The following is a 20,319-nucleotide window of genomic DNA, read 5'->3' as shown; positions in this document are numbered from 1 at the left end:
GTCACCTGACCTTCAGTTTTTAACTATGGATGGATAAAAAATGAAATCGAAAAAAGCCTTTATGCTCGGTGCGGCCATGGCGGCCACCTGCTTCGTCTCGGCCTTTGCCCTCGCTGAACAATACCCTCACCTGGCTGCGCAAGCGGCGCCTCCTGCGGTCAAGCAAGGCTTGAAAAACGCTGCGAAGATCAAGGCCAACAAGGCGACGGCTGCCCTCAAGCAGCAATTGCTGGCGGGTGCCCAGCAGAAGAAAACCCTGTTTGCCCCCAAGGCGAAGGCTGACTCGGTGGTGGAAGACAACACTGCGCCGGCCAGGGTGACCAAGCTGCAGAAAACCACGGCCCAGTCGGCGCCTGCCGTACAGGCTGCGCTGGTCCAGGGCTGTGAGCAGACGCTGGACATCAACTCGCTCTACACGATCGATGGCGTGCAAACCGGCGACCTGCTGTGCTACCACTTCAACCTGCCGCAGAAGGCGCGGATCAATGTTCTGCTGGTCAACCAGACCGCAGGCACCGACATGTCGTTGTCGCTGTTCCAGGACGACGGCCAGGGCAATCCGCTGCCCCTGGGCACCTCCAATAACCCCGGCACGGGCGATGAAAGCCTTGGCGGCGTGGTGCCGGCCGGCGATTACTACTGGTTCATGGAGGCCAACGCGGCGGTCCAGGGCTCGAGCTTTCAGTTCGGCGTGGCGGTCGATACCAACCTTGATGCGTTCGAACCCAATGACACCCCGGACACGGCCTTCCAACTGCCGGACACCCTCAACTACATCAACGGCAATGCCGACAGCCTGGATGATGTCGATTACTTCGATTTCACCGCCGTCCGTGGCCAGAGTGTGGGTATTGCGCTGACGGCCGATGCGACCAGTGGCAGCACGCGCAACAAGTGGATCCTCGAGCGTTTCGATGGCGCCCAGTGGGTCACCGTGGGGGCCAACGTCGTGTCGACCTCGATCCCGAGCCCGGGTGTCGGTGGCGTGGTCAAAGTACGTGTGCGGCCGAACCAGCACCCGAACGAGCCGTGGAGCGCGACCGGCAAGTACAACTTGTCGTTTGGTTCCAACCCGCGGGTCAACAGCCCGGATGTGAAGGGCGAGGCGAACGTGTTGCGCATTCCGTATTCGGCTTCCGACGTGGGCTACGGTTACATGACCACCCAAGCCTATCGCGACCTGACCTGGACCATGGGCCTGTCGGACAGCACCGGTGCACCGCTGGTGGGCCTGCACCCGATCGTCTATCTCGACCAGCGGATCGACCCGGCCAACGGCGATATCGTCTACAAGGCGTATTCGGCGGCGACCGACAGTGCGGGCCAAGCGGCGGGCACGATCAACGTGGGCACCTGCTTCGGTGATTTCCAGACCACCTTTGTCGATTACGCCCAGGGCTACAACAACACCTGGCGTACCGACTTCAACTACGGCGTGTGGCGCATGGAAGTACTGGAATACCCGGGTATCGGCGTCGGTGGTGACAACACCGAGTTCGTCAGCTTCGGCCACCTGTGCAAACAGACCTTGCTGAGCAGCACCAAGAGCTGAACATGAGTGACCCGTAGTACCCAGGGCATACAGGCCAGGCGCCTGTATGCCCTGTTTGCGTTATTGCGCCAACGCCAGCTTCAACGACAAGCGCGCCATGCTCGTATTCTTCAATGAGCCCAGGTACAGCCAGTCGCCATATTCCCGGGCCGTGGTGATGGGCGAGTAATTGCCGGCGCTGCCATCCTGCAAATTGGCGATGACCTTGCCGTCGGTGTCCAGCCCCAGCACGAAGGCTTTGCGCTCAATGGGCTTGGGCACCACCATCAGCGCACGCACCATCACCTTGCGCAGCAAGGGGTAGCCGGCAAAGCTGTCCAGCAGCGGGTTGCGTGGTGAGTACAGCGCCACCCAGAAACGGTCCTGGCCGTTGAAACTGAGGTTGTCCGGCAGGCCGGGCAGGTTGTCGATAAACAAGTCGTGGTTGCCCGCACGTTCGCCCTTGAGCCAGTAGCGGCTGATGCGATACGCCCCGGTTTCATTGACCAGCAGGTAATTTTCATCGGGGCCGAGGGCCACGCCGTTGGCGAATTGCAGTTGGTCCAGCAACACCTCGGTGGTGCCGTTGCGAAAGTCATAGCGCAGCAGGCGACCATCGCCGCCATGCTCGATCACCGCCTCGCCATCCTGGCCATAACCCCAGCGGCTCGAAGCATCGCTGAAGTAGGCATAGCGCCCGCCGGCATCGATGGTCACGTCGTTGGTAAAGCCAAAGGGGACGCCATTGGCGCTGGCGCTCAGGACGGTCAGTTGGCGCTGGGGATCCAGCGCGAGCAAGCCCCTGATCCCGTCGGAAATGATCAAGCGCCCGTCCGGGTGCAGCGCCATGCCCAGCGGCCGACCACCGGTGTTGGCCAGCACTTCCAGAGTGGGGCTGTCGGGCGACGTGCGGATGATGCGGCCGTCATGCAGCCCGCTGATCAGAAGCCCCTGGGCATCGAGCAGCAAGGCCTCGGGGCCGGCGATGCCCTGGGCGCCGATTTTCTGCACAGCCTTGAGGCGTTGGTTGTCGGCATAGGCGCCTTCCTTCATCGATGGCGCCTTGGGCGGAGCCCAGTTCACCGGTTGCACTTTGGTCGGCATCAACAGCAGGAAAGCGATCACCGCCAGCAGCAGCACAAACAGCAGATGACGCATTTTCTTTCGACGGGTACTCATGACGATTCCTGGTTGTCGTTGGGGTTCGGTTCCCAGTACAGGGTGCCGAACAGGTAATCCATCAGCGGGAGGACGATATTGAAATTGCGCCCCTGCATCAGCTCGCGGCGGTGATGCAGGGCGTGCAGTCGATGCATCTGGCGAATCCACGGCAGGCGCGCCAGCGGGTGGTCGGCGGGCAAGTGCTCGCAGGCGTGGAACACTTCGTAGAGCAGGTAACCGAGGATCATGCTCCCGGCGAACAGCCCGGCGACATTGGCGTTCAGGTGCTGGAGCAACCACCAGGCGGGGAGGGTGATGACCAGGCTGTGCAGCACGATCAGCCACGCCGGAAAGAGAATGACGCGCCAGTCTCGCGGGCTGTCGTAGGTCATGTGGCCGGGGGTAAAGAAGCTGTGGTGATCACCGGTGTGGCGCGCATAGAACAGGCGGGCCAAGGCGTGCTTGTGATGGCCGAGGTTGCGATGCACCAGGTAGATACAGAGGTTGAAGAACACCAGGGTCAGCGGCACGGTCAGCCACTCGAACGGCGTCACTCGGTGGGTGGAGGCCCCGGTCAGGCCGATGCAGCACACGCCATAGCCGAGCACAAAGCCGGCGTGCAGCCAGGGGTTGTAATGGGGGCTGACCTCGGCGCGGTAGCGGCTGCGAAACGTCTCGGTGGGGTGGACCATGGCGGGCTGCTCAGGTTTTTTTGTTGGAGACTGAGCTTAGTTGGTACACGGGAATCTGCGAGTTTTGCGCGCTGCGCCGGTGAAGGGATTCAGATCAACGGGTCCCAGCGCTGCGACCAGTCACTCTCGGCCTTGACCACTTCACGCAGCAGCCCCAGGGCCTGTTGCAACACCGCCGAATCCCGTGCCCGCGAGTACACCAGGAACGTCGGGAAGCTGAACTCCGGGGCCTTGGGCACGCGCTGCATCACGCCGCTGTCCAGGTAGCTCTGTACCACCCGCGTGCGGAAATAGCCGGCGCCGCCGTTCTCGAGGATGTACTGCAATGCCAGCGGTCCGAGGTTGAAACTCACCGCCGCGCGAGCCCTGTCGGGCAGGGCCGCGTCGTGCTGCTGGCGGAAACCCGGGCCCCAATCGATGTAGACGTACGGGGCCGGTTTGCTCGTCAATTGCACCAGGATCAGTTTTTCTTCCAGCACCTGCTCCACCTGCAACCCCGGCCAGTACTGCGGCTGGAACACCAGCGCCGCATCGAGTACGCCGAGCTCCAGCTGCCGCAGCAGGTATTCACCTTCACGCACTTCGGTGCGCAGGGCATGCCCGGGGATCTGTTCGCGCAGGGCCCGGGCCCAACCGAGCATCAGCGGGTTGCACAGGCTGACTTCACCGCCGATATGCAGCACATTGCGATAGCCATCGGGCAACGGCAGGTCGCGCCGCGCGGCTTCCCAGGTTTGCAGCAACTGGTTGGCGTACACCACAAACGCCTCGCCGTCGGCGGTCAGGCGTGCACCGGCGCGGTTGCGCACGAACAGCGTACTGCCCAGTTGGCTTTCCAGGTTTTTAACGCGGGCGGTGATGGCGGTCTGGGTGACGTGCAGTTTCTCGGCGGCGGCGGCCAGGCTGCCGCAGCGGGTGATTTCCAGGAAAGTGCGTGCCAGTTCGATGTCCATGAAGCCCCCGGGGATGAATGGGAGACATTGTAGAGGCAGGGGATTGGAATGCGGTCAGAAAATGTGGGAGGGGCAAGTCGAATCGTCGCACCGCCCCTCCCACATTTGGATCTACGGTGTTGGGGTGATCGGTGTCTGTAAGTGCCGGGTCGGAAACGCCTTGGCATACGCCCGGCACACTCGCAACACCTGCTCATCGGCAAACCGCGCGCCCACCACATGTAACCCCACCGGCAAACCATTCGCCGCCAAGCCGCACGGCACCGACGCCGCCGGCTGCTGGGTAAGGTTGAAGGGGTAGGTGAACGGTGTCCACTCGGTCCATTCCTGCATCCCGGAACCGGGCGGTACGTTGTGCCCGGCCTCGAACGCGGTGATCGGCATCATCGGCGAGACCAGCACGTCGTAATGCTCGTGGAACGCCGCCATACGGGCCACCAGCGCGGCGCGGGCTTCGAGGGCTGCGTTGAAGTCATCCAGGCTCAGTTGCTCGCCACGCTGGGCAATGCGCAGCAGCCCAGGGTCCAGCAGTTGTTTCTGTGCGTCGCTCATGGACCCGGTCAGGCGTGCCGCGCCCGCCGCCCACAAGGTGCTGAACACCTCCAGCGGGTCGCTGAAGCCAGGGTCGATCTGCTCGACATGGGCACCCAACTGCACCAGGCCCTCGACCGCCCGGGCGACCACCCTGGCCACCTGCGGGTCGACATCCACGTAGCCAAACGTGGGGCTGTAGGCCACGCGCAGGCCGTTCAAATCCGTGTGCGGCGTGAGCCATGGCGTGGTCCTCGGCGCGCCGATCAGGCCATCCCGCGTATCCTGCTGTGCCACGGCCTGCAGCATCAGCACGCTGTCTTCCACGGTACGGGTCATCGGCCCCAGGTGCGACAGGATGGTCATTGAACTGGCCGGCCATTGCGGTACATAGCCGAACGTCGGCTTGATGCCGAAGGTGCCGGTAAACGCGCAGGGGATGCGGATCGAGCCGCCGGCATCGCTGCCCTGGTGCAGCACGCCCAGGTTCAATGCAGCTGCCGCGCCCGCGCCGCCAGACGAGCCGCCCGCCGTGGTGCGGGTGTCCCACGGGTTGCGCGTGATGCCGTACAGCGGGTTATCGGTGACGCCTTTCCAGCCGAATTCCGGGGTGGTGGTCTTGCCCAGCAGCACCGCGCCGGCCTTGCGCATAAAGGCCGGGAAGGGCGCGTCGACGTCCCACGGCCCCTCGGCCGACGAGGTGCGCGAGCCCTTGCGGGTGGGCATGCCGAGCGTCAGCGTGAGGTCCTTGATCGAGGCGGGCACGCCATCCAGGGCACCGCAGGGTTCACCCTTCAACCAGCGTTGCTCCGACGCCCGCGCGGCGCGCAGCGCGCCCTCGGGGTCCACATGGCAGTAGGCGTTGACCACCGGGTTGTGGCGTTCGATGCGCAGCAATGCGTCCTCGGTGACGTCCACCGGCGACAGGGTCTTGTCGCGAAAATGCGCCAGCAGTTGTACCGCCGTCAGTTCACCTATGTCACTCATGGCTGCTCCCCCTGTGCCGCGTTGACCATGGCGCGCAGCAACACGGCGCATCCGGCCGCCAGGTCATCCGGCGCGGCGTTTTCGATTTCGTTATGGCTGATGCCGCCTTCGCACGGCACAAAGATCATCCCGGCCGGGCCCAGCTCGGCGACGAAAATCGCGTCATGCCCGGCGCCGCTGACGATGTCCATATGGCTCAGGCCCAAGGCACCCGCCGCATCGCGCACGGCGTTGACGCAGGCCGGGTGGAAGTCCAGGGGCGGGAAGTCGGCGGTGGGCGTCAGTTCGAAGGTCAACCCGTGCCGGGCTGCTGTGGCGTCGATCACGCCACGTACTTCATCGACCATGGCCTGCAGCTTGTCGGCATGCAGGTGGCGCAGGTCGAGGGTCATGTGCACCTGGCCGGGAATCACATTGCGCGACCCCGGGTGCAGGCTCAGGCAGCCGACCGTGCCGCAGGCGTGAGGTTGTTGCTGGTGGGCGATACGGTTGACCGCGCTGACCACCTCGGCGGCGCCCACCAGGGCGTCCTTGCGCAGGTGCATCGGCGTCGGGCCGGCGTGGGCCTCGACGCCGGTGAGGGTCAGGTCGAACCACTTCTGGCCCAGGCAGCCCATGACCACGCCGATGGTGGTGGCCTGGTCTTCCAGCACCGGGCCTTGCTCGATATGCGCTTCGAAATACGCGCCGACCGGGTGGCCCGACACCGCACGTGAACCGGCATAGCCGATGCGCTGCAACTCGGTGCCCACCGACAGGCCCTGTTCGTCCTGCTTGTCGAGGGTGTCCTGCAGGTCGAACTTACCGGCAAATACCCCGGAGCCCATCATGCACGGCGGGAAGCGCGAGCCTTCTTCATTGGTCCATACCACCACTTCGATCGGCGCCTGGGTCTCGATGTTCAAATCGTTGAGCGTGCGGATCACTTCCAGCCCGGCCATCACCCCGTAGCAGCCGTCGAACTTGCCGCCGGTGGGTTGGGTGTCGATGTGGCTGCCGGTCATCACCGGGGGCAGGGCGGGATTACGCCCAGGGCGGCGGGCGAAGATATTACCGATGGCGTCGACACTGACGCTGCACCCGGCGGCTTCGCACCACTGTACAAACAGGTCACGGGCCTGACGGTCCAGGTCGGTGAGGGCCAGGCGGCACACGCCGCCCTTGACCGTGGCGCCCAGTTGCGCCAGGTCCATCAGCGATTGCCACAGGCGGTCGCGGTTGATCAGCGGGGCGTTGCCCTGGAGCGGTTGCGCAAAACTGTTCATCTGTATTCTCCCGTCAGGCGCTCAGCGCCAGGTAGCGGTTCTTGATGGTCGGGTCGGCGCGGAAGGCGGCGGCACTGCCTTCGTAGACCACGCGGCCCTGTTCGAGGACGTAATGGCGGTCGGCGAGCTTGTCGCAGACCATCAGGTTCTGTTCCACCAGCAGCACCGGCAGGCCGTCGTCCTTGACCTTGCGCAGGATCTTCACCAGTTCGTCGACGATCACCGGGGCGAGGCCTTCGGTGGGTTCGTCGAGGATCAGCAACTTGGGGTCGTTGAGCAGGGCGCGGGCGATGGCGAGCATCTGTTGCTCGCCGCCGGAGAGTGCATGGCCGGCGTTCCTGCGCCGCTCCTTGAGGCGCGGGAACATGCCGTACACGTCTTCGAGCTGCCAGCGGCTGGTCTTGCGCACGGCGATGCGCAGGTTTTCCTCGACGGTCAGCAGGCGGAAGATCCCGCGATTTTCCGGCACCAGCGCCAGGCCCTGGCGCGCGATTTCAAAGATTTTCTGCCCCACCAGCGCCTGGCCGTTGAAGTGGATCTGGCCCTGGCGCGGGCAGATGATGCCGAGGATGCTGCGCAGGGTGGTGGTCTTGCCCGCGCCATTGCGCCCGAGCAGGGTCACCAGTTCGCCGGGGTTGACCCTCAGCGACACGCCTTCGAGCACGTGGCTCTTGTCATAGTAGGAATGGATATTCTCGACGATCAGCATCAGGCAGCCTCCCCAAGATAAGCACTGCGCACGCGTTCATCGGCACGCACGAACTCCGGCGTGCCTTCCACCAGGATCTGCCCGTGGCTCATCACCGTGATGCGCTGGCTGATGGACATGACGATGCTCATGTTGTGTTCGATCAACAGCACGGTGTGGTCGCGGCCGAGGTCGCTGATCAACTGGGTCATGATCGGGATGTCATCGATGCCCATGCCCGAGGTGGGCTCGTCGAGCATCAACAGTTTGGGCTTGGAGCAGATCGACATGCCCACCTCCAGCACCCGTTGCTGGCCGTGGGACAACTCGCCGGCCAGGGTCTCGGCGCGGGCGCTGAGTTGCAGGCGTTCGAGCACCTGGTCGGCCATCTCCAGGTGTTCGCGCTTGCTGTCCACGCGGCGCCAGAAGTTCAATGCACGTGCACCGTCGCGGCCCTGGGCGGCGAGGCGCAGGTTTTCGCGCACGCTGAGGTTCTGGAACAGGCTGGTGAGCTGGAACGAGCGCGCCATGCCCAGGCCGACGCGGCCGTGGGCCGGCTTGCGCATCAGGTTCCTGCCGTCGAAATGAATCGCTCCGGCCGTGGCCTGGCGTTCACCGGTCAGGCAGTGGAACAGGCTGGTCTTGCCCGCGCCGTTGGGGCCGATGATGGTGTGGATGGTGCCGGCTTCGACCTTGAGGTTCACGCCATTCACCGCACGGAACGCGCCATAGGCCAGTTCCAGGTCCTGGGTTTCCAACAGGATGCTCATAGCCCTTCCTCCTTGGCGACGACGGCGGCCTTGCGACGGCCGCGCACGCGCTCGAACAACGCGGCCAGGCCGCCCCACAAACCGCCGCGCATGAAGATCACCACCAGGATCAGGATCACCCCCAGCAGCATCAGCCAACGGGGCCACAGGTCGGAGAGAAAATCCCCCAGCAGCACGATGGACCCGGCGCCCAGCAACGAACCGAACAGCGAGCCGGTGCCGCCGATAATGGTCATGATCAGGATGTTCTCGGACATCGCCAGGTCGATATTCGACAGCGGCACAAAGTGCAGCAGCATGGCGTACAGCGCCCCGGCAATCCCGGTGACTGCGCCGGACAGCACGAACACCAGGATCTTGAAATGCCGCGTGTCGTAGCCGATGGCCGAGGCGCGGGTTTCGTTTTCGCGGATCGCCATCAGCGTGCTGCCGAACGGCGAGGCGATCACCCGGCGTGCGCCGATAAAGATCAACAGGAACAGCACCGCGACAAAGCCATAGAACGCACGGGCGTCGGCCAGGGACAGCAGCACGGTATCGCCGATGCGGATTTCCGGGCGTGGCACGCTGAGCAGGCCGTTGTCGCCACCGGTCCAGTCGCTGAGGGTGTAGGCGACAAAGTACGCCATCTGGCTGAAGGCCAACGTAAGCATCACGAAGTAGATGCCGGTGCGCCGGATTGCCAGGGCACCCACCAGCAAGGCCAGGAAGCCACCGGCGATGGCGGCACCCAGCAGCGCGGCGAACAACCCCAGTTGCAGGTGGATCATCAGCAGTGCCGCACAGTAGGCACCGGCACCAAAGAAGATGCCTTGGCCGAATGACAGCAGCCCGGTGTAGCCCAGCAACAGGTTGCAGGCCAGGGCGGCCATGGCAAAGATCAGGATCTCGCTGGCCAGGGTCGCCGAGGGCAATAGCACGGGCAGGCCGATCAGCACCGCCACGACCCACAGCAACATGGCGCGCGATTGGGTTTTGGCAAACGGCAGGGGATTTTTCTCGCTCATGTCAGGCTCTCCCAAACAGGCCGTAAGGCCGCACCAGAATCACCACGGCCATGGCGCCGTAGATCATCAGGCTCGCGCCTTGGGGCCAGAGTGTGGTCATCAGGCTTTGCACCACGCCGACCAGCAAACCGCCGACCAACGCACCGCTGAACGAGCCCATGCCGCCGATCACCACCACCACGAAGGCGATGCCGAGAATCTCCGGGCCAACGAACGGCTGCGCACCGCGCAACGGCGCGAACAGCACCCCGGCCATGCCGGCCAGGCCCACGCCGAGGGCGAAGGTCATGGAGAACAGGCGGAAGATATTCGTGCCGAGCAGCGACACGGTCTCGGTGCTTTCACTGCCGGCGCGCACCAGGGCGCCGAAGCGCGTGCGCTCCAGCAGCAGCCACAGGCCCAGGCCCACCAGCCCGGAAAACACGATGAGGAACAGGCGGTAGTAGGGGTAGACGAAATCACCCACCACCAGCACGCCGCGCAGCAGTTCCGGCACGGCGACGCTTTTGCCCACCGGGCCCCAGATCATCACGCTGGCTTCCTGGATGATCAGCGCGATGCCCAGGGTGACCAGGATCTGGAACATGTGCGGCAAGTGATAGATCCGCTGGATCAACAGCCGCTCGATCACCCAGGCCAAAGCGGCCACCACCAGCGGCGCAATCAGCAGCGCCAGCCAGAAGTTGCCGGTGAGGCTCACGGCGGTGTAGCAGATGTAGGCGCCCAGCAGGAAGAACGCGCCGTGGGCGAAGTTGACGAAGTTGAGCAGGCCGAAAATGATCGTCAGCCCGACCGCGATCAGGAAGTAGATCATTCCCAATCCAAGGCCGTTGAGTATCTGGAACAGGTAAAGATTAAGCATGCAGAAACCCTCGAACAGGTGGCCGCCGGGGCGGCCCTGCCGTGTACAACGGTGGTGTTTTAGCGGATCAGGCGAGCGTGCAGCCCGTGGCTTCCACCGGCGGGAATGACTGGCCGGCGCTGAGCACCTTGGCCAGGTCATCCTTGTCGGCCATCTCGCCGGCGGCCTTGCCGACCAGCAGGTAGTAGTCCTTGATCACCTGGTGGTCGCCGGCGCGGATCGACTCCTTGCCGGTGGGGCCTTCGAAACTCAGGCCCTGCATTGCCTTGGCCACGGTCGGCCCGTCGAAGCTGCCGGTGGCGATGATGGTGTCGAGCATGACTTTGATGCTGATGTAGTCGGCGGCCAGCGGGTAGGTGGGGTTGATGCCGTACTTGGCCTGGGTCAGCTTGACCAGCTCGCGGTTGAGCGGGGTGTCGACCTGATGCCAGTACTGCGCGCCGAGGTACACGCCGTCGAGGATATCGCTGCCCAGTTCCTGGAACTGGTCGAGGCCGGCGGACCACACCAGCAGCACTTTCATGCGTTCCTTGATGCCGAAGTTCACCGCCTGGCGCAGGGTGTTGGACGACTGGCTGCCAAAGTTGAGCAACACCAGCACATCCGGCTTGGTGGAAATGGCATTGGTCAGGTAGCCGGAGAATTCCTGCTCCTGCAGCGAGTGGTAGCTGTTGCCGACGTGCTCCAGGCCATGTTCCTTGAGCACGTTTCTGGCGCCTTCGAGCAGCGCTTCGCCGAACACATATTGCGGCGTGATGGTGTACCAGCGCTTGGCATCCGGCAGCAGCTTGATCAGCGGCACCATGGTTTCGCGGATCGCGCCGTAGGTGGGCACCGACCAGCGAAACGTGGCGTGGTTGCAGTCTTTGCCGGTGACTTCATCGGCACCCACCGGGGTCATGAATACACCGCCAACCTTGTCGACTTCCTTGGCCACCGCGAGTGCCGACGACGACAGCGTACAGCCCTGGAAGAACCGCGCGCCGTCCTGCTGGATCGCCTCCTGCACCTTGCGCACGGCCTTGCCGGCGTTGCCCTCGGTGTCGATGACCTTGTAGTTCAAGGGGCGGCCCAGCAGCTCGGTGTGTTGTGCCACCGCCAGGCGCGAACCCATGTCGGCAAACTTGCCATAGCTGGCAAAGGCGCCGGACATGGACTTGAGGCCGTAAAAGGTAAAGGGCTCGGCGGCGAATGCGGACCGTACGCTCAGCGGAAGACTGAGGGCGGCGGCCGCGGTAAGACTGGCTTTCAATAACGTACGACGCTGCATGGGGTGACTCCCTGGTTTAGTTATTGGCAGGAGTAGCAAGGGCGATACGGTGGAGCAGGGCCTGTGGGCAGGCCTGTTATTGGGGTAACGCAGTGAATGCAGTCAACTGTGGGCGGGGTGTTTTCAGTGGTTGTGGTCGAACTCCAGTAGAAAGTGCGGGCTGACCTGGCCTTCCAGCGCGGTCATATGGTGTTCGGCGTCGCACATATGTTCATGCATCAGGCTGCGTACCGCGCCTTCATCCCCGGCGCGAAAGGCGTTCAGCAGTTGCTTGTGATAGTCGAGGTTGGCCGCGTCGAACTGCTTGCGCTTGGGCTTGTAGGCTTTTTTCAGTACCACCAGGTCGCGCAGCAGGTCGTTGAGAAATTGCGCCATAAAGCTCAGCAACGGGTTGGGGCAGGCCTTGGCCAGCAGGTTGTGGAACTCCAGTTCCGCCAGGCGTTGCTCGCGCTGGCCGGCTTCGCTGTCTTCGGGGGCGCTGCAGAAATCCACGTTGTCCTGCAATGCCCGGTAGTCGTCCTCACTCAGGCGCCCGAGCACCGACACCGCCAGTTCCACTTCGATGACCTTGCGCAACTGGTACACCTGCTCGCCGTCCAGGTGCTGGAAGTGCAGGTAGTTACGCAGCGCGCGGCTGGCGGGCTCCGTGCCGGCCTGGTTCAGGTAGGCACCGCCGCTGGGGCCGGTGCGCGTACTCACCAGCCCCTCGACCTCCAGGGCCTTGAGCGCTTCACGGGCCGAGCCCTTGGAGCACTGGAAGCTTTCCATCAGCTCACGCTCGGTGGGCAGGCGGTCGCCGGGCTTCAAGGCGTCGGTGACGATGGAGCGCTTGACCGACTCGACAATCACGTCGGACAGCTTCTGGCGTTTGCGGCGTAGCGGGCGAGTCAGCATGGGTTCGATTTATCGTATTAATGCGGATAAATAGTACTTAATAACGATTGCGACGGAGCGTCAACGCAGGGTGTCGTTTTCGGCGGCAACAGGTCGTAAACGACGCGCTACTGCCTGCCTGCCACGTCAAGGCAGCGAGTCGACGGTGGCGGCTGTTTGCCATAGGCGAGGAAGTCACCCACCCATCGGTTGATACAGCCGCCGGCGTCCGGTTTGGCGGGCTCCTTGAGGCGCAGTTGTTCGACCCCAAGCCTACCCGCCATGGTGTGTTCGGCGTTGACCAGCACCATGCGTGCGACGCGCTCGGGAAACACTGCGGCATAGCGGCTGCCCAGGCGCGTGGCGAGGGTGTCCCCCAGGTAATGCAGTTGGGCGTCGCCCAACTGGGCGCGGACGTACTCCATATCCCGTACGGCCTGTTCGACGCCATGCTCCTGAGTGAGGTCGCGGGGGCTGAGTTCGATCATGTCGTAGCGGTTGAGCAGCGTGCGATAGGCTTGTGTGGAATACGTGTCTCAGCGGCTGGCGAGGTGAATGGCGAAGGTGCTTCCGTAGTTTTTTTGCGCGGTGTCGCCGGCCTGGGTGAAGACCACGCCCTTGCGGTTCAGGGGATCGCGGGCGCCGACACGGGTCAGGTAGAGGCGCTGGTGGCCTTGCCAGGGGGCGGCATGGTTGCGCGGGACGGTGACGATGCCGCACTGGGTGCGCGACAGCACCTCGGGGTCAAGCCGTTCGGTGGTGGGGAGGGGGCAATCGAGCAGCCAATCAATGGCGGTGGGTTTGATCAGTGGCTCTGCCTGGCCAAGGTTTGCCATCAACCAGAGACAGCCGCACGCGAGGTATTTTGCAACATTCATCAGTGTTCCCTGGCAGCCGTGTGATAGCGGCATTTTTTACCAAGGAACCTGAGTCGAAGAATGTAGGGGCGGTAGACGACTTATGTACGAAACTGGAGTTTCGTTTATCAGATGCTGGTTTTCCAACCGCCGCCCAATGCCTTGTACAGCGCAATGCTGGCCTGCAGGCGTGACAGTCGCAATTGCACGTTCAAGTCCTGGGCGGCATACAGGGTGCGCTGGGTTTCCAGTACCGTCAGCAAGTCCTCGGCACCCGCCTGGTAGCGGCTTTCGGCGATCCGGAAGGCGGTTTGGGCCTGTTGCAGTTCTTCCGTTTGCCAGTGGCGCTGCTGGTCCAGGCGCGTGATGCTGCTGAGGGCTTTTTCCACATCGGCAAAACCGTTGATGATCGCGCCGCGGTAGGTTTGCAACAGCTCCTCCTGGCGCGCGCGCGCCTTGTCGCGCTCGGCGCTTAAACGGCCGTTGTTGAAGATCGGCCCGACCAGGCCGGCCGTCAGCGTGTAGTAGGGGCTGCGCAGGACGTCCACGGCCTTGTAGGCATCGGAGCCGAGTGTGGCGCCGAGGGTCAGGGCCGGCAGCATGGCGGCGCGGGCCACGGTGACGTCCGCCTGGGCCGCCGCCAGTTCGGCCTCGGCCTTGGCAATGTCCGGCCGGCGGCTGAGCAACTGGCTGGGCAGGCCGGCGCCGATGGCTGGCCAGGTCAGGTCCTGGAAGGGTTCGGTGCCCAGCTCCAGGGCCTGGACCGGTTGGCCGAGGAGGGCGGCAAGGGTGATCTGGGATTCTTCGGCCAGTTGTTGAATCAACGGCAGCTGGCGTTGCTGGCTGGCCACCAGGCTTTTCTGCTGGGCCAGTTCCAGGGCCGTGGCGGAGCCTGCGTCGTAACGGGTCTGCACCAGCTCGAGGACGTTACGCGCATTGGCCAGGTTCAACTCGGCGATCTGCTGGCGCTCGCGCGCCGCGAGGGTTTGCGCGTAGCGGTCGGCGACGTTGCTGAGCAAGGTCAGCTCCACGGTCGCCTGGTCGAACTCGCTGGCGCGCAGGCTGTGCAGGGCACTGTCACGGGCAGCGGCGCGGCCACCCCAGAAATCCACTTCGTAGCTGGCGGTGAAGTTGGCGCCGAAATTATCGACGGCGTCATCGCTTTGTGAGGCGTCAAGGTCCGGCCCGCCCGCGCCGTGCAACAACTTCTGGTGGCTGGCGGCAAGGTTGAACTTCACCTCGGGCAACAGTGGCGCCCCGGCAATCACCGCCGTGGCCTGGGCCTGGCGCACGCGGGCCATGGCGGCGGCCACGTCGAAGCTGTCACGCCGGGCCTGGTCGACCAGGCGGTTCAACTGCGGGCTGCCGAACTGCGTCCACCAGCGCTGGTTGGTGGCCCGGGCGGCGTCGCGTTCGGCGAACTGCCAGGCAGCCGGCGGCGCAATAGCGCTGTCCACGGCGGGCGGGTCACCGGCGCAGGCCGTGAGCAGCAGGCACAGGCCAAGTGCGGGCAGGTACGGGGGAATGGATCGTTTATTCACTGGTCAACGCCTTAACCGGATCGAGCCGGGCAGCTTTACGGGCCGGCATGAAGCCGAATACGACGCCGGTGACCAGTGCGCAACCGAATGCGCCAAGCACCGCCACCAGGGAAAACTGCACCGCCACCTTGGCCAGCACCAGCACGCCACCCACCAGCAGGGCCAGGGCAATGCCGCACAGGCCGCCGACCACCGACAGCATCACCGCCTCGGTCAGGAACTGGCGCAGGATGTCACGCTGGCGCGCGCCGGTGGCCATGCGAATGCCGATCTCGCGGGTGCGTTCGCGCACGGTCATCAGCATGATGTTCATCACGCCAATGCCGCCCACCAGCAGGGAAATCGCGGCAATCGAACCGAGCATCAACGACAGGGTGTTCTGGGTGCGCGCCTCGGCCTGGATCATCGCCGCGTTGTTGGTCAACTCGTAGTCGCGCTTGCCGTTGTGCAGCTTTTGCATCAACTGATCGATGGCCACTTCGGCCTCGTGGACCTTGCGCGCATCGGCGGCGGCAATCACCACGTATTCGGGGTTGTAGCTGCCGAACAGGCGCACGCTGGCGGCGGAGTAGGGGATGGCGATACGGTCATCACTGTCTTTGTTGCCGGAGCTGGCGCCTTTCTCCGCCAGCACGCCGATCACCTGGAACGGTACGTTTTCGATCAGGATGTATTGCCCGATGGGGTCGACCTCTCCCTTGAACAGCTTTTCCCGCACGCGATGGCCGATCACAGCCACGGTGGCAGCCGCACGCTCGTCGGCCGGCGTGAAGTAACTGCCCTCGACCACCGGCCAATTGAAAATGTCCGGGAAATTGGTGTCATTGCCGCCCACATAGGCCATGTAGTCGACGTTGCCATAGCGCACGCCGGCTTCGGTGCCGTTGACCGGCATGATGCGCTTGATCTGGGGCAGCGCCGCCAGCGCCGCGACGTCGTTGAGGGTGACGATACCCAGCGGCGTGCGCGGGTTGGGCGATGAGCCGCTGAGGTAGAGGATGTTGGAGCCGAACGCGCCCATCTGCGCCATGACCTGGCGTTTGCTGCCTTCGCCCACGGCCAGCATCACCACCACCGAGGCCACGCCGATGATGATCCCCAGCAGGGTCAGTGCGGTGCGAAAACGGTTGATCCACATCACCCGCCAGGCGGCCTGGACCGCGTCCAGCAATTCGGCTTTCCACGCGCCATTGTGTTCGGCGCCGTCGGCCAGGCGCTGGCGCAGGTCCACGGCTTGCAACGCGCCGCTGTTGGCCGGTAGGGGAGCGGCGCCGTCATCGGCCGAGTCACTGATGATCAGGCCATCGCGAATCTCGATGATGCGATTGGCCCGCGCCGCGACTTCACGGTCGTGGGTGATCAGGATCACCACATGGCCCTGGCTGGCCAGTTCGTCCAGCAGGCTCATCACCTCGGCACCGCTGTGGCTGTCGAGGGCACCGGTGGGTTCATCGGCAAGGATGATGTGCCCGCCGTTCATCAGCGCCCGAGCGATCGAGACACGCTGTTGCTGGCCGCCGGACAGCTGGTGCGGACGGTTACCGGTGCGCTCGGCCAGGCCCAGGCGCGCAAGCAGGGCGTGGGCGCGGGCATGGCGTTCGGCGGCGCTGATGCCGGCGTAGATCGCCGGCATCTCGACGTTCTCCTGGGCCGAGGCCGAGGGGATCAAATGGTAGCCCTGGAACACAAAGCCGAACGCCTCGCGGCGCAGCCAGGCCAATTCGTCGCTGTCCAGGTGGGCGACGTTTTCCCCCGCGAACAGGTACTCGCCCAGGCTTGGGCGGTCGAGGCAACCGAGGATATTCATCAACGTGGACTTGCCGGAACCGGAAGCCCCGACGATGGCGACGAATTCCCCGGCATGGATCGACAGGTCGATGCCGCGCAACACGTCGACCTGCGGGCTGTCGCCACCGCCGTAGGATTTGCGGATGTTCTTGAGTTCGATCAGGGGCGTGGTCACCTCAACCCCCGTTGCCGTCGGCCGGGCCGATCAGCAGGTGATCGCCTTCGTGCAGGCCGTCGAGCACTTCGACCCGCAGGCGATCGCTGATGCCCAGGCGGACTTCACGTTCTTCGATGCGGCCGTTGGTGGCGACCACGCGGGCGATCTGCTTGTCGGCACTGGAGGTGCCCAGCAGTGCGGCCACCGGTGCGGTGAGGACATCCTTGACCTGGCTGGCGACGAAAAATACCTGGGCGGTCATTTCGGCCATCAACGCGTTGTCGCTGTTGTCCACATCCAGCAGCACGGTGTACAGCACCACGCGCCCGCTGCCGCTCTTGCTGGAACTGTTGGGGCTGCCGCTGCCCTGGGTTTCATTCAGCGGCTTGGGCGGGATCGGCAGGATCTGCCGCACGGTACTGGTCCAGCGCCGGTTGCCGCCGCTGAGGGTGGTGAAGTAGGCGGTCATGCCCGGTTTGACGTGGCCGATGTCGGCTTCCGAGACTTCCGCCCACACGGTCATCGGCGACAACTTGGCGATCCGCAGGATCAGCGGCGTCTGCTGCTGGGCATTGAGGGTCTGGCCGACCCGCGCGTCCACCGCGACCACGGTGCCGGTCATCGGTGCGTAGATGCGCGTATAGCCCAGTTCCGCTTCGTCGCTGCGCAGGCTGGCCTGGGCCTGGAGAATCTGCGCCTGGAACATGTCCATCCGGGCCTGGGTGGCACTCAGTTCGGCCTTGGCGGTTTGCACGTCTTCCTCGCGGGTGGCGTTGCCGGCGGCCAGGCGCTGCTGGCGCTGGTACTTCTGGCGGGCGAGGGCGTGCTGGGCCTTTTGCTCCTGCAACTGGGCCTTGAGGTTTTCGATGGCGTAGCGGCTGGCGTCGAGCTTGGCTTTTTGCGTCGAGGGGTCGATCTCCACCAGCAATTGGCCTTCCTGCACCTGGTCGCCGGCTTCAACGTGGATCTTGCGAATCTGCCCGGACGCCTGGGCGCCCACGTCGACATACCGGCGCGGTTGCAGGGTGCCCAGGGCCGTGACGCTGTTTTCAATAGTGCCGCGGGTGACGGTGACGGTGGTCAGGTTGTCACGCCCCGGCGGCAACACCTGCCAGGCGGCCACGGCGATGATGGGAATCAGGCACGCGATAGCGAGCAAGGCGCGTCGGGCAGGTCGAGGGCGTTTCATGCTTAGGTTCCAGCCGGGAAAGTTCGGAGCGCAGTTGCGCAGAGCTGACAGTTAAACGAGAGAATTGCCCGAGGATTTAGGCTGTTACATAAGTGGTTACAGGTCTTGTGGAGAAAAAAAACGGCCTGTAGGTGCAAGTCTTGTTTAAAAGTAGATGAGAATTACTATAAATTGCACCTACCCAAACTGCCATTACTGAATACGCCGTCTTTTTTCGCACTCAAGGATCTGATGCCGCCACCCGGCGGCCGGGAGTCATGTTGGAAAACTACTATCGCGAGCTGGTGTGTTTCCTCAACGCCAAGCTGGGCAACCGTCAGGTGGCCGAGGATGTGGTGCATGACGCTTATGTCCGGGTGCTGGAACGTTCCAGCGAGACGCCCATCGAACAGCCGCGTGCCTTTTTGTATCGCACCGCGCTGAACCTGGTGATCGACGGCCACCGGCGCAATGCCCTGCGCCAGGTCGAACCCCTGGAGGTGCTCGACAGCGAGGAGCGCTTTGCCGCCTGTTCGCCCCATGCCACCCACGACTACGGCCAACGCCTGGCCTTGCTCGAACGCGCCCTGGCCGAGCTGCCGGCGGCCTGTCGCGACAGCTTCCTGCTGCGCAAACTCGAGGGTCTGAGCCACCTGCAAATCGCCGAGCGCCTGGGTATTTCCCGCGCTCTGGTGGAAAAACACATCGTCAACGCCATGAAGCACTGCCGGGTGCGGATGCGCGAGTGGGACGCGCACTGATCACTGTTCGGTTAAATTTTTTTTCACTGTCCTCGTTTCCTATCAACACATGACCTGTTGTGCAGGTCTCGAAGGTATTCCCGCCCCACCGCCAAGGGGCTTATCCAGAGGACACTGGAATGACACAGGCAATTGCTTCGCCCGCGGTTCACGACCTGATCGGTATCGGTTTCGGCCCTTCGAACCTGGCGCTGGCCATCGCCCTGCAGGAGCGCGAAAAGGCCCAGGGCAAACTGGACGTACTGTTTCTCGACAAACAGGCCGATTACCGCTGGCACGGCAATACCCTGGTGACCCAGAGCGAATTGCAGATTTCGTTCCTCAAGGACCTGGTGACCCTGCGCAACCCCACCAGCCCGTACTCCTTCGTCAATTACCTGAAAGCCCACGGCCGCCTGGTGGACTTCATCAACCTGGGCACCTTCTACCCGTGCCGCATGGAGTTCAACGACTACCTGCGCTGGGTCGCGGGGCAGTTCCAGGCCCAGGCCCGCTACGGCGAGGAAGTACTGGCCATCGAGCCGATCCTGCACCAGCAACAGGTCGAGGCATTGCGCGTGATCTCCCGCGACGCCCTGGGCGAGCAGCATGTGCGCACCACCCGTTCGGTGGTGGTCAGCGCCGGCGGCACGCCGCGCATTCCCGAAACTTTCAAGGCCCTCAAGGGCGACAGCCGGGTGTTCCACCATTCCCAGTACCTGGAGCGCATGGCCACCCAGCCTTGCGTGGACGGCAAGGCGATGCGCATCGCAATCATCGGTGGTGGCCAGAGCGCGGCCGAAGCCTTTATCGACCTGAACGACAGCTTCCCATCGGTACAGGTCGACATGATCCTGCGCGGTTCGGCACTCAAGCCTGCCGATGACAGCCCGTTCGTCAACGAAGTGTTCTCGCCGGCCTTCACCGACCTGGTGTTCCAGCAAGTCGGTGCCGAGCGCGAGCGCCTGGTCGCCGAGTACCAGAACACCAACTATTCGGTGGTCGACCTCGACCTGATCGAGCGCATCTACGGGATTTTCTACCGCCAGAAAGTCTCCGGTATCGCCCGCCAGGCCTTCCGCACCATGACCGTGGTCGAGAAGGCCACCCCCGGCCCCCTGGGCATCGAACTGGCCCTGCGCAACAACGCCAGCGGCGAAACCAGCGTCAACCATTACGACGCGGTGATCCTCGCCACCGGCTACGAGCGCGAGACCCACCGCGCATTGCTGGCGCCGCTGGAGGAGTACCTGGGTGATTTTGAAGTGGCGCGCGACTACCGCATCGTCACCGACGAGCGCTGCAAGGCCGGCGTCTACATCCAGGGCTTCAGCCAGGCCAGCCATGGCTTGAGCGATACGTTGCTGTCGGTACTGCCGATTCGCGCGGATGAGATTGCGGCGTCGCTGTTTGAAAATGACCGTAGCCGTGGCAAGGGGCGTTCGGTGCAGGATCTGCTCCTCGCCACCGCCAGCTGA

17 protein-coding genes and 1 pseudogene are annotated in these 20,319 nt (G+C 64.0%); 3 read left to right on the top strand and 15 right to left on the bottom strand.

The annotated features are described in order from the left end of the window. Nucleotides 1-40 precede the first annotated feature (40 nt). Nucleotides 41-1,552: a hypothetical protein gene (locus J1N02_RS02750; protein WP_368963693.1), complete on the top strand. Its 1,512-nt coding sequence runs from the start codon at nt 41-43 to the stop codon at nt 1,550-1,552. 60 nt (nt 1,553-1,612) lie between these two features. Here the strand turns inward: J1N02_RS02750 and J1N02_RS02745 are convergent, their stop codons facing one another. The 15 genes and pseudogenes from J1N02_RS02745 to J1N02_RS02675 all read right to left on the bottom strand — a co-directional run bounded on the left by J1N02_RS02745 (nt 1,613) and on the right by J1N02_RS02675 (nt 18,122). Then, nucleotides 1,613-2,710: an SMP-30/gluconolactonase/LRE family protein gene (locus tag J1N02_RS02745; RefSeq protein WP_421147125.1), complete on the bottom strand. Its 1,098-nt coding sequence runs from the start codon at nt 2,708-2,710 to the stop codon at nt 1,613-1,615. Beyond that, nucleotides 2,707-3,384, bottom strand: a complete 678-nt coding sequence (locus J1N02_RS02740; RefSeq protein ID WP_421147124.1) for a sterol desaturase family protein — start codon at nt 3,382-3,384, stop codon at nt 2,707-2,709. Before J1N02_RS02740 ends, J1N02_RS02745 begins: the two co-directional genes overlap by 4 nt. An 89-nt stretch (nt 3,385-3,473) precedes the next feature. Continuing rightward, nucleotides 3,474-4,337, bottom strand: coding sequence for a LysR family transcriptional regulator (locus tag J1N02_RS02735; RefSeq protein WP_027606159.1), 864 nt, complete (start codon nt 4,335-4,337; stop codon nt 3,474-3,476). A gap of 111 nt (nt 4,338-4,448) precedes the next feature. Beyond that, nucleotides 4,449-5,855: an amidase gene (locus J1N02_RS02730; protein WP_421147123.1), complete on the bottom strand. Its 1,407-nt coding sequence runs from the start codon at nt 5,853-5,855 to the stop codon at nt 4,449-4,451. Continuing rightward, entirely contained in the window at nt 5,852-7,120 is a 1,269-nt protein-coding gene (locus tag J1N02_RS02725; RefSeq protein ID WP_098479096.1) for a Zn-dependent hydrolase, read from the bottom strand. Before J1N02_RS02725 ends, J1N02_RS02730 begins: the two co-directional genes overlap by 4 nt. 13 nt (nt 7,121-7,133) lie before the next feature. Then, nucleotides 7,134-7,829, bottom strand: coding sequence for an ABC transporter ATP-binding protein (locus tag J1N02_RS02720; protein WP_027606163.1), 696 nt, complete (start codon nt 7,827-7,829; stop codon nt 7,134-7,136). Then, nucleotides 7,829-8,578: an ABC transporter ATP-binding protein gene (locus J1N02_RS02715; RefSeq protein WP_027606164.1), complete on the bottom strand. Its 750-nt coding sequence runs from the start codon at nt 8,576-8,578 to the stop codon at nt 7,829-7,831. The genes J1N02_RS02720 and J1N02_RS02715 overlap by 1 nt, the downstream gene beginning before the upstream one ends. Then, complete coding sequence (locus tag J1N02_RS02710; protein ID WP_098479098.1) at nt 8,575-9,585, bottom strand: branched-chain amino acid ABC transporter permease; 1,011 nt, start codon at nt 9,583-9,585, stop codon at nt 8,575-8,577. Before J1N02_RS02710 ends, J1N02_RS02715 begins: the two co-directional genes overlap by 4 nt. Before the next feature lies 1 nt (nt 9,586). After that, nucleotides 9,587-10,447, bottom strand: a complete 861-nt coding sequence (locus J1N02_RS02705; protein ID WP_065923782.1) for a branched-chain amino acid ABC transporter permease — start codon at nt 10,445-10,447, stop codon at nt 9,587-9,589. Between the two features lie 67 nt (nt 10,448-10,514). Continuing rightward, nucleotides 10,515-11,717, bottom strand: coding sequence for an ABC transporter substrate-binding protein (locus tag J1N02_RS02700; protein ID WP_421147122.1), 1,203 nt, complete (start codon nt 11,715-11,717; stop codon nt 10,515-10,517). Nucleotides 11,718-11,840: 123 nt separating this feature from the next. Further along, nucleotides 11,841-12,611, bottom strand: coding sequence for a FadR/GntR family transcriptional regulator (locus tag J1N02_RS02695; protein WP_027606168.1), 771 nt, complete (start codon nt 12,609-12,611; stop codon nt 11,841-11,843). A 107-nt stretch (nt 12,612-12,718) separates the two neighbouring features. Continuing rightward, nucleotides 12,719-13,468: pseudogene (locus tag J1N02_RS02690) on the bottom strand (alpha/beta fold hydrolase). 107 nt (nt 13,469-13,575) lie between these two features. Next, nucleotides 13,576-14,988 (bottom strand): efflux transporter outer membrane subunit, encoded by a 1,413-nt coding sequence (locus J1N02_RS02685; protein WP_146477038.1) that lies wholly within the window; start codon nt 14,986-14,988, stop codon nt 13,576-13,578. Beyond that, nucleotides 14,981-16,951 carry a MacB family efflux pump subunit gene (locus J1N02_RS02680; protein WP_405125623.1) on the bottom strand — a complete coding sequence of 657 codons (1,971 nt, stop codon included), beginning with the start codon at nt 16,949-16,951 and terminating at the stop codon, nt 14,981-14,983. Before J1N02_RS02680 ends, J1N02_RS02685 begins: the two co-directional genes overlap by 8 nt. A 1-nt stretch (nt 16,952) precedes the next feature. Next, nucleotides 16,953-18,122, bottom strand: coding sequence for an efflux RND transporter periplasmic adaptor subunit (locus J1N02_RS02675; RefSeq protein WP_098479103.1), 1,170 nt, complete (start codon nt 18,120-18,122; stop codon nt 16,953-16,955). Nucleotides 18,123-18,313: 191 nt separating this feature from the next. Here J1N02_RS02675 and J1N02_RS02670 point away from each other — a divergent pair, with 191 nt between their 5' ends. Then, entirely contained in the window at nt 18,314-18,862 is a 549-nt protein-coding gene (locus J1N02_RS02670; RefSeq protein ID WP_223841646.1) for a sigma-70 family RNA polymerase sigma factor, read from the top strand. Between the two features lie 119 nt (nt 18,863-18,981). Then, on the top strand, nt 18,982-20,319 hold the full coding sequence (locus J1N02_RS02665; protein WP_027606174.1) for a lysine N(6)-hydroxylase/L-ornithine N(5)-oxygenase family protein: 1,338 nt from the start codon (nt 18,982-18,984) through the stop codon (nt 20,317-20,319).

Origin of the sequence: Pseudomonas sp. NFX5 (assembly GCF_049132125.1) — a bacterium.
GTDB classification, from domain to species: Bacteria; Pseudomonadota; Gammaproteobacteria; order Pseudomonadales; family Pseudomonadaceae; genus Aquipseudomonas; species Aquipseudomonas marginalis.
Note: the sequence above shows the minus strand (reverse complement) of the source record. Positions and strands in the feature narration are given on the sequence as shown.

Bases quoted from the DNA above. Each gene is read 5' to 3' on its own strand.
- J1N02_RS02750 (WP_368963693.1), top strand. From the start codon at position 41: ATGAAATCGAAAAAAGCCTTTATGCTCGGTGCGGCCATGGCGGCCACC.
- J1N02_RS02745 (WP_421147125.1), bottom strand. From the start codon at position 2,710: ATGAGTACCCGTCGAAAGAAAATGCGTCATCTGCTGTTTGTGCTGCTG.
- J1N02_RS02740 (WP_421147124.1), bottom strand. From the start codon at position 3,384: ATGGTCCACCCCACCGAGACGTTTCGCAGCCGCTACCGCGCCGAGGTC.
- J1N02_RS02735 (WP_027606159.1), bottom strand. From the start codon at position 4,337: ATGGACATCGAACTGGCACGCACTTTCCTGGAAATCACCCGCTGCGGC.
- J1N02_RS02730 (WP_421147123.1), bottom strand. From the start codon at position 5,855: ATGAGTGACATAGGTGAACTGACGGCGGTACAACTGCTGGCGCATTTT.
- J1N02_RS02725 (WP_098479096.1), bottom strand. From the start codon at position 7,120: ATGAACAGTTTTGCGCAACCGCTCCAGGGCAACGCCCCGCTGATCAAC.
- J1N02_RS02720 (WP_027606163.1), bottom strand. From the start codon at position 7,829: ATGCTGATCGTCGAGAATATCCATTCCTACTATGACAAGAGCCACGTG.
- J1N02_RS02715 (WP_027606164.1), bottom strand. From the start codon at position 8,578: ATGAGCATCCTGTTGGAAACCCAGGACCTGGAACTGGCCTATGGCGCG.
- J1N02_RS02710 (WP_098479098.1), bottom strand. From the start codon at position 9,585: ATGAGCGAGAAAAATCCCCTGCCGTTTGCCAAAACCCAATCGCGCGCC.
- J1N02_RS02705 (WP_065923782.1), bottom strand. From the start codon at position 10,447: ATGCTTAATCTTTACCTGTTCCAGATACTCAACGGCCTTGGATTGGGA.
- J1N02_RS02700 (WP_421147122.1), bottom strand. From the start codon at position 11,717: ATGCAGCGTCGTACGTTATTGAAAGCCAGTCTTACCGCGGCCGCCGCC.
- J1N02_RS02695 (WP_027606168.1), bottom strand. From the start codon at position 12,611: ATGCTGACTCGCCCGCTACGCCGCAAACGCCAGAAGCTGTCCGACGTG.
- J1N02_RS02675 (WP_098479103.1), bottom strand. From the start codon at position 18,122: ATGAAACGCCCTCGACCTGCCCGACGCGCCTTGCTCGCTATCGCGTGC.
- J1N02_RS02665 (WP_027606174.1), top strand. From the start codon at position 18,982: ATGACACAGGCAATTGCTTCGCCCGCGGTTCACGACCTGATCGGTATC.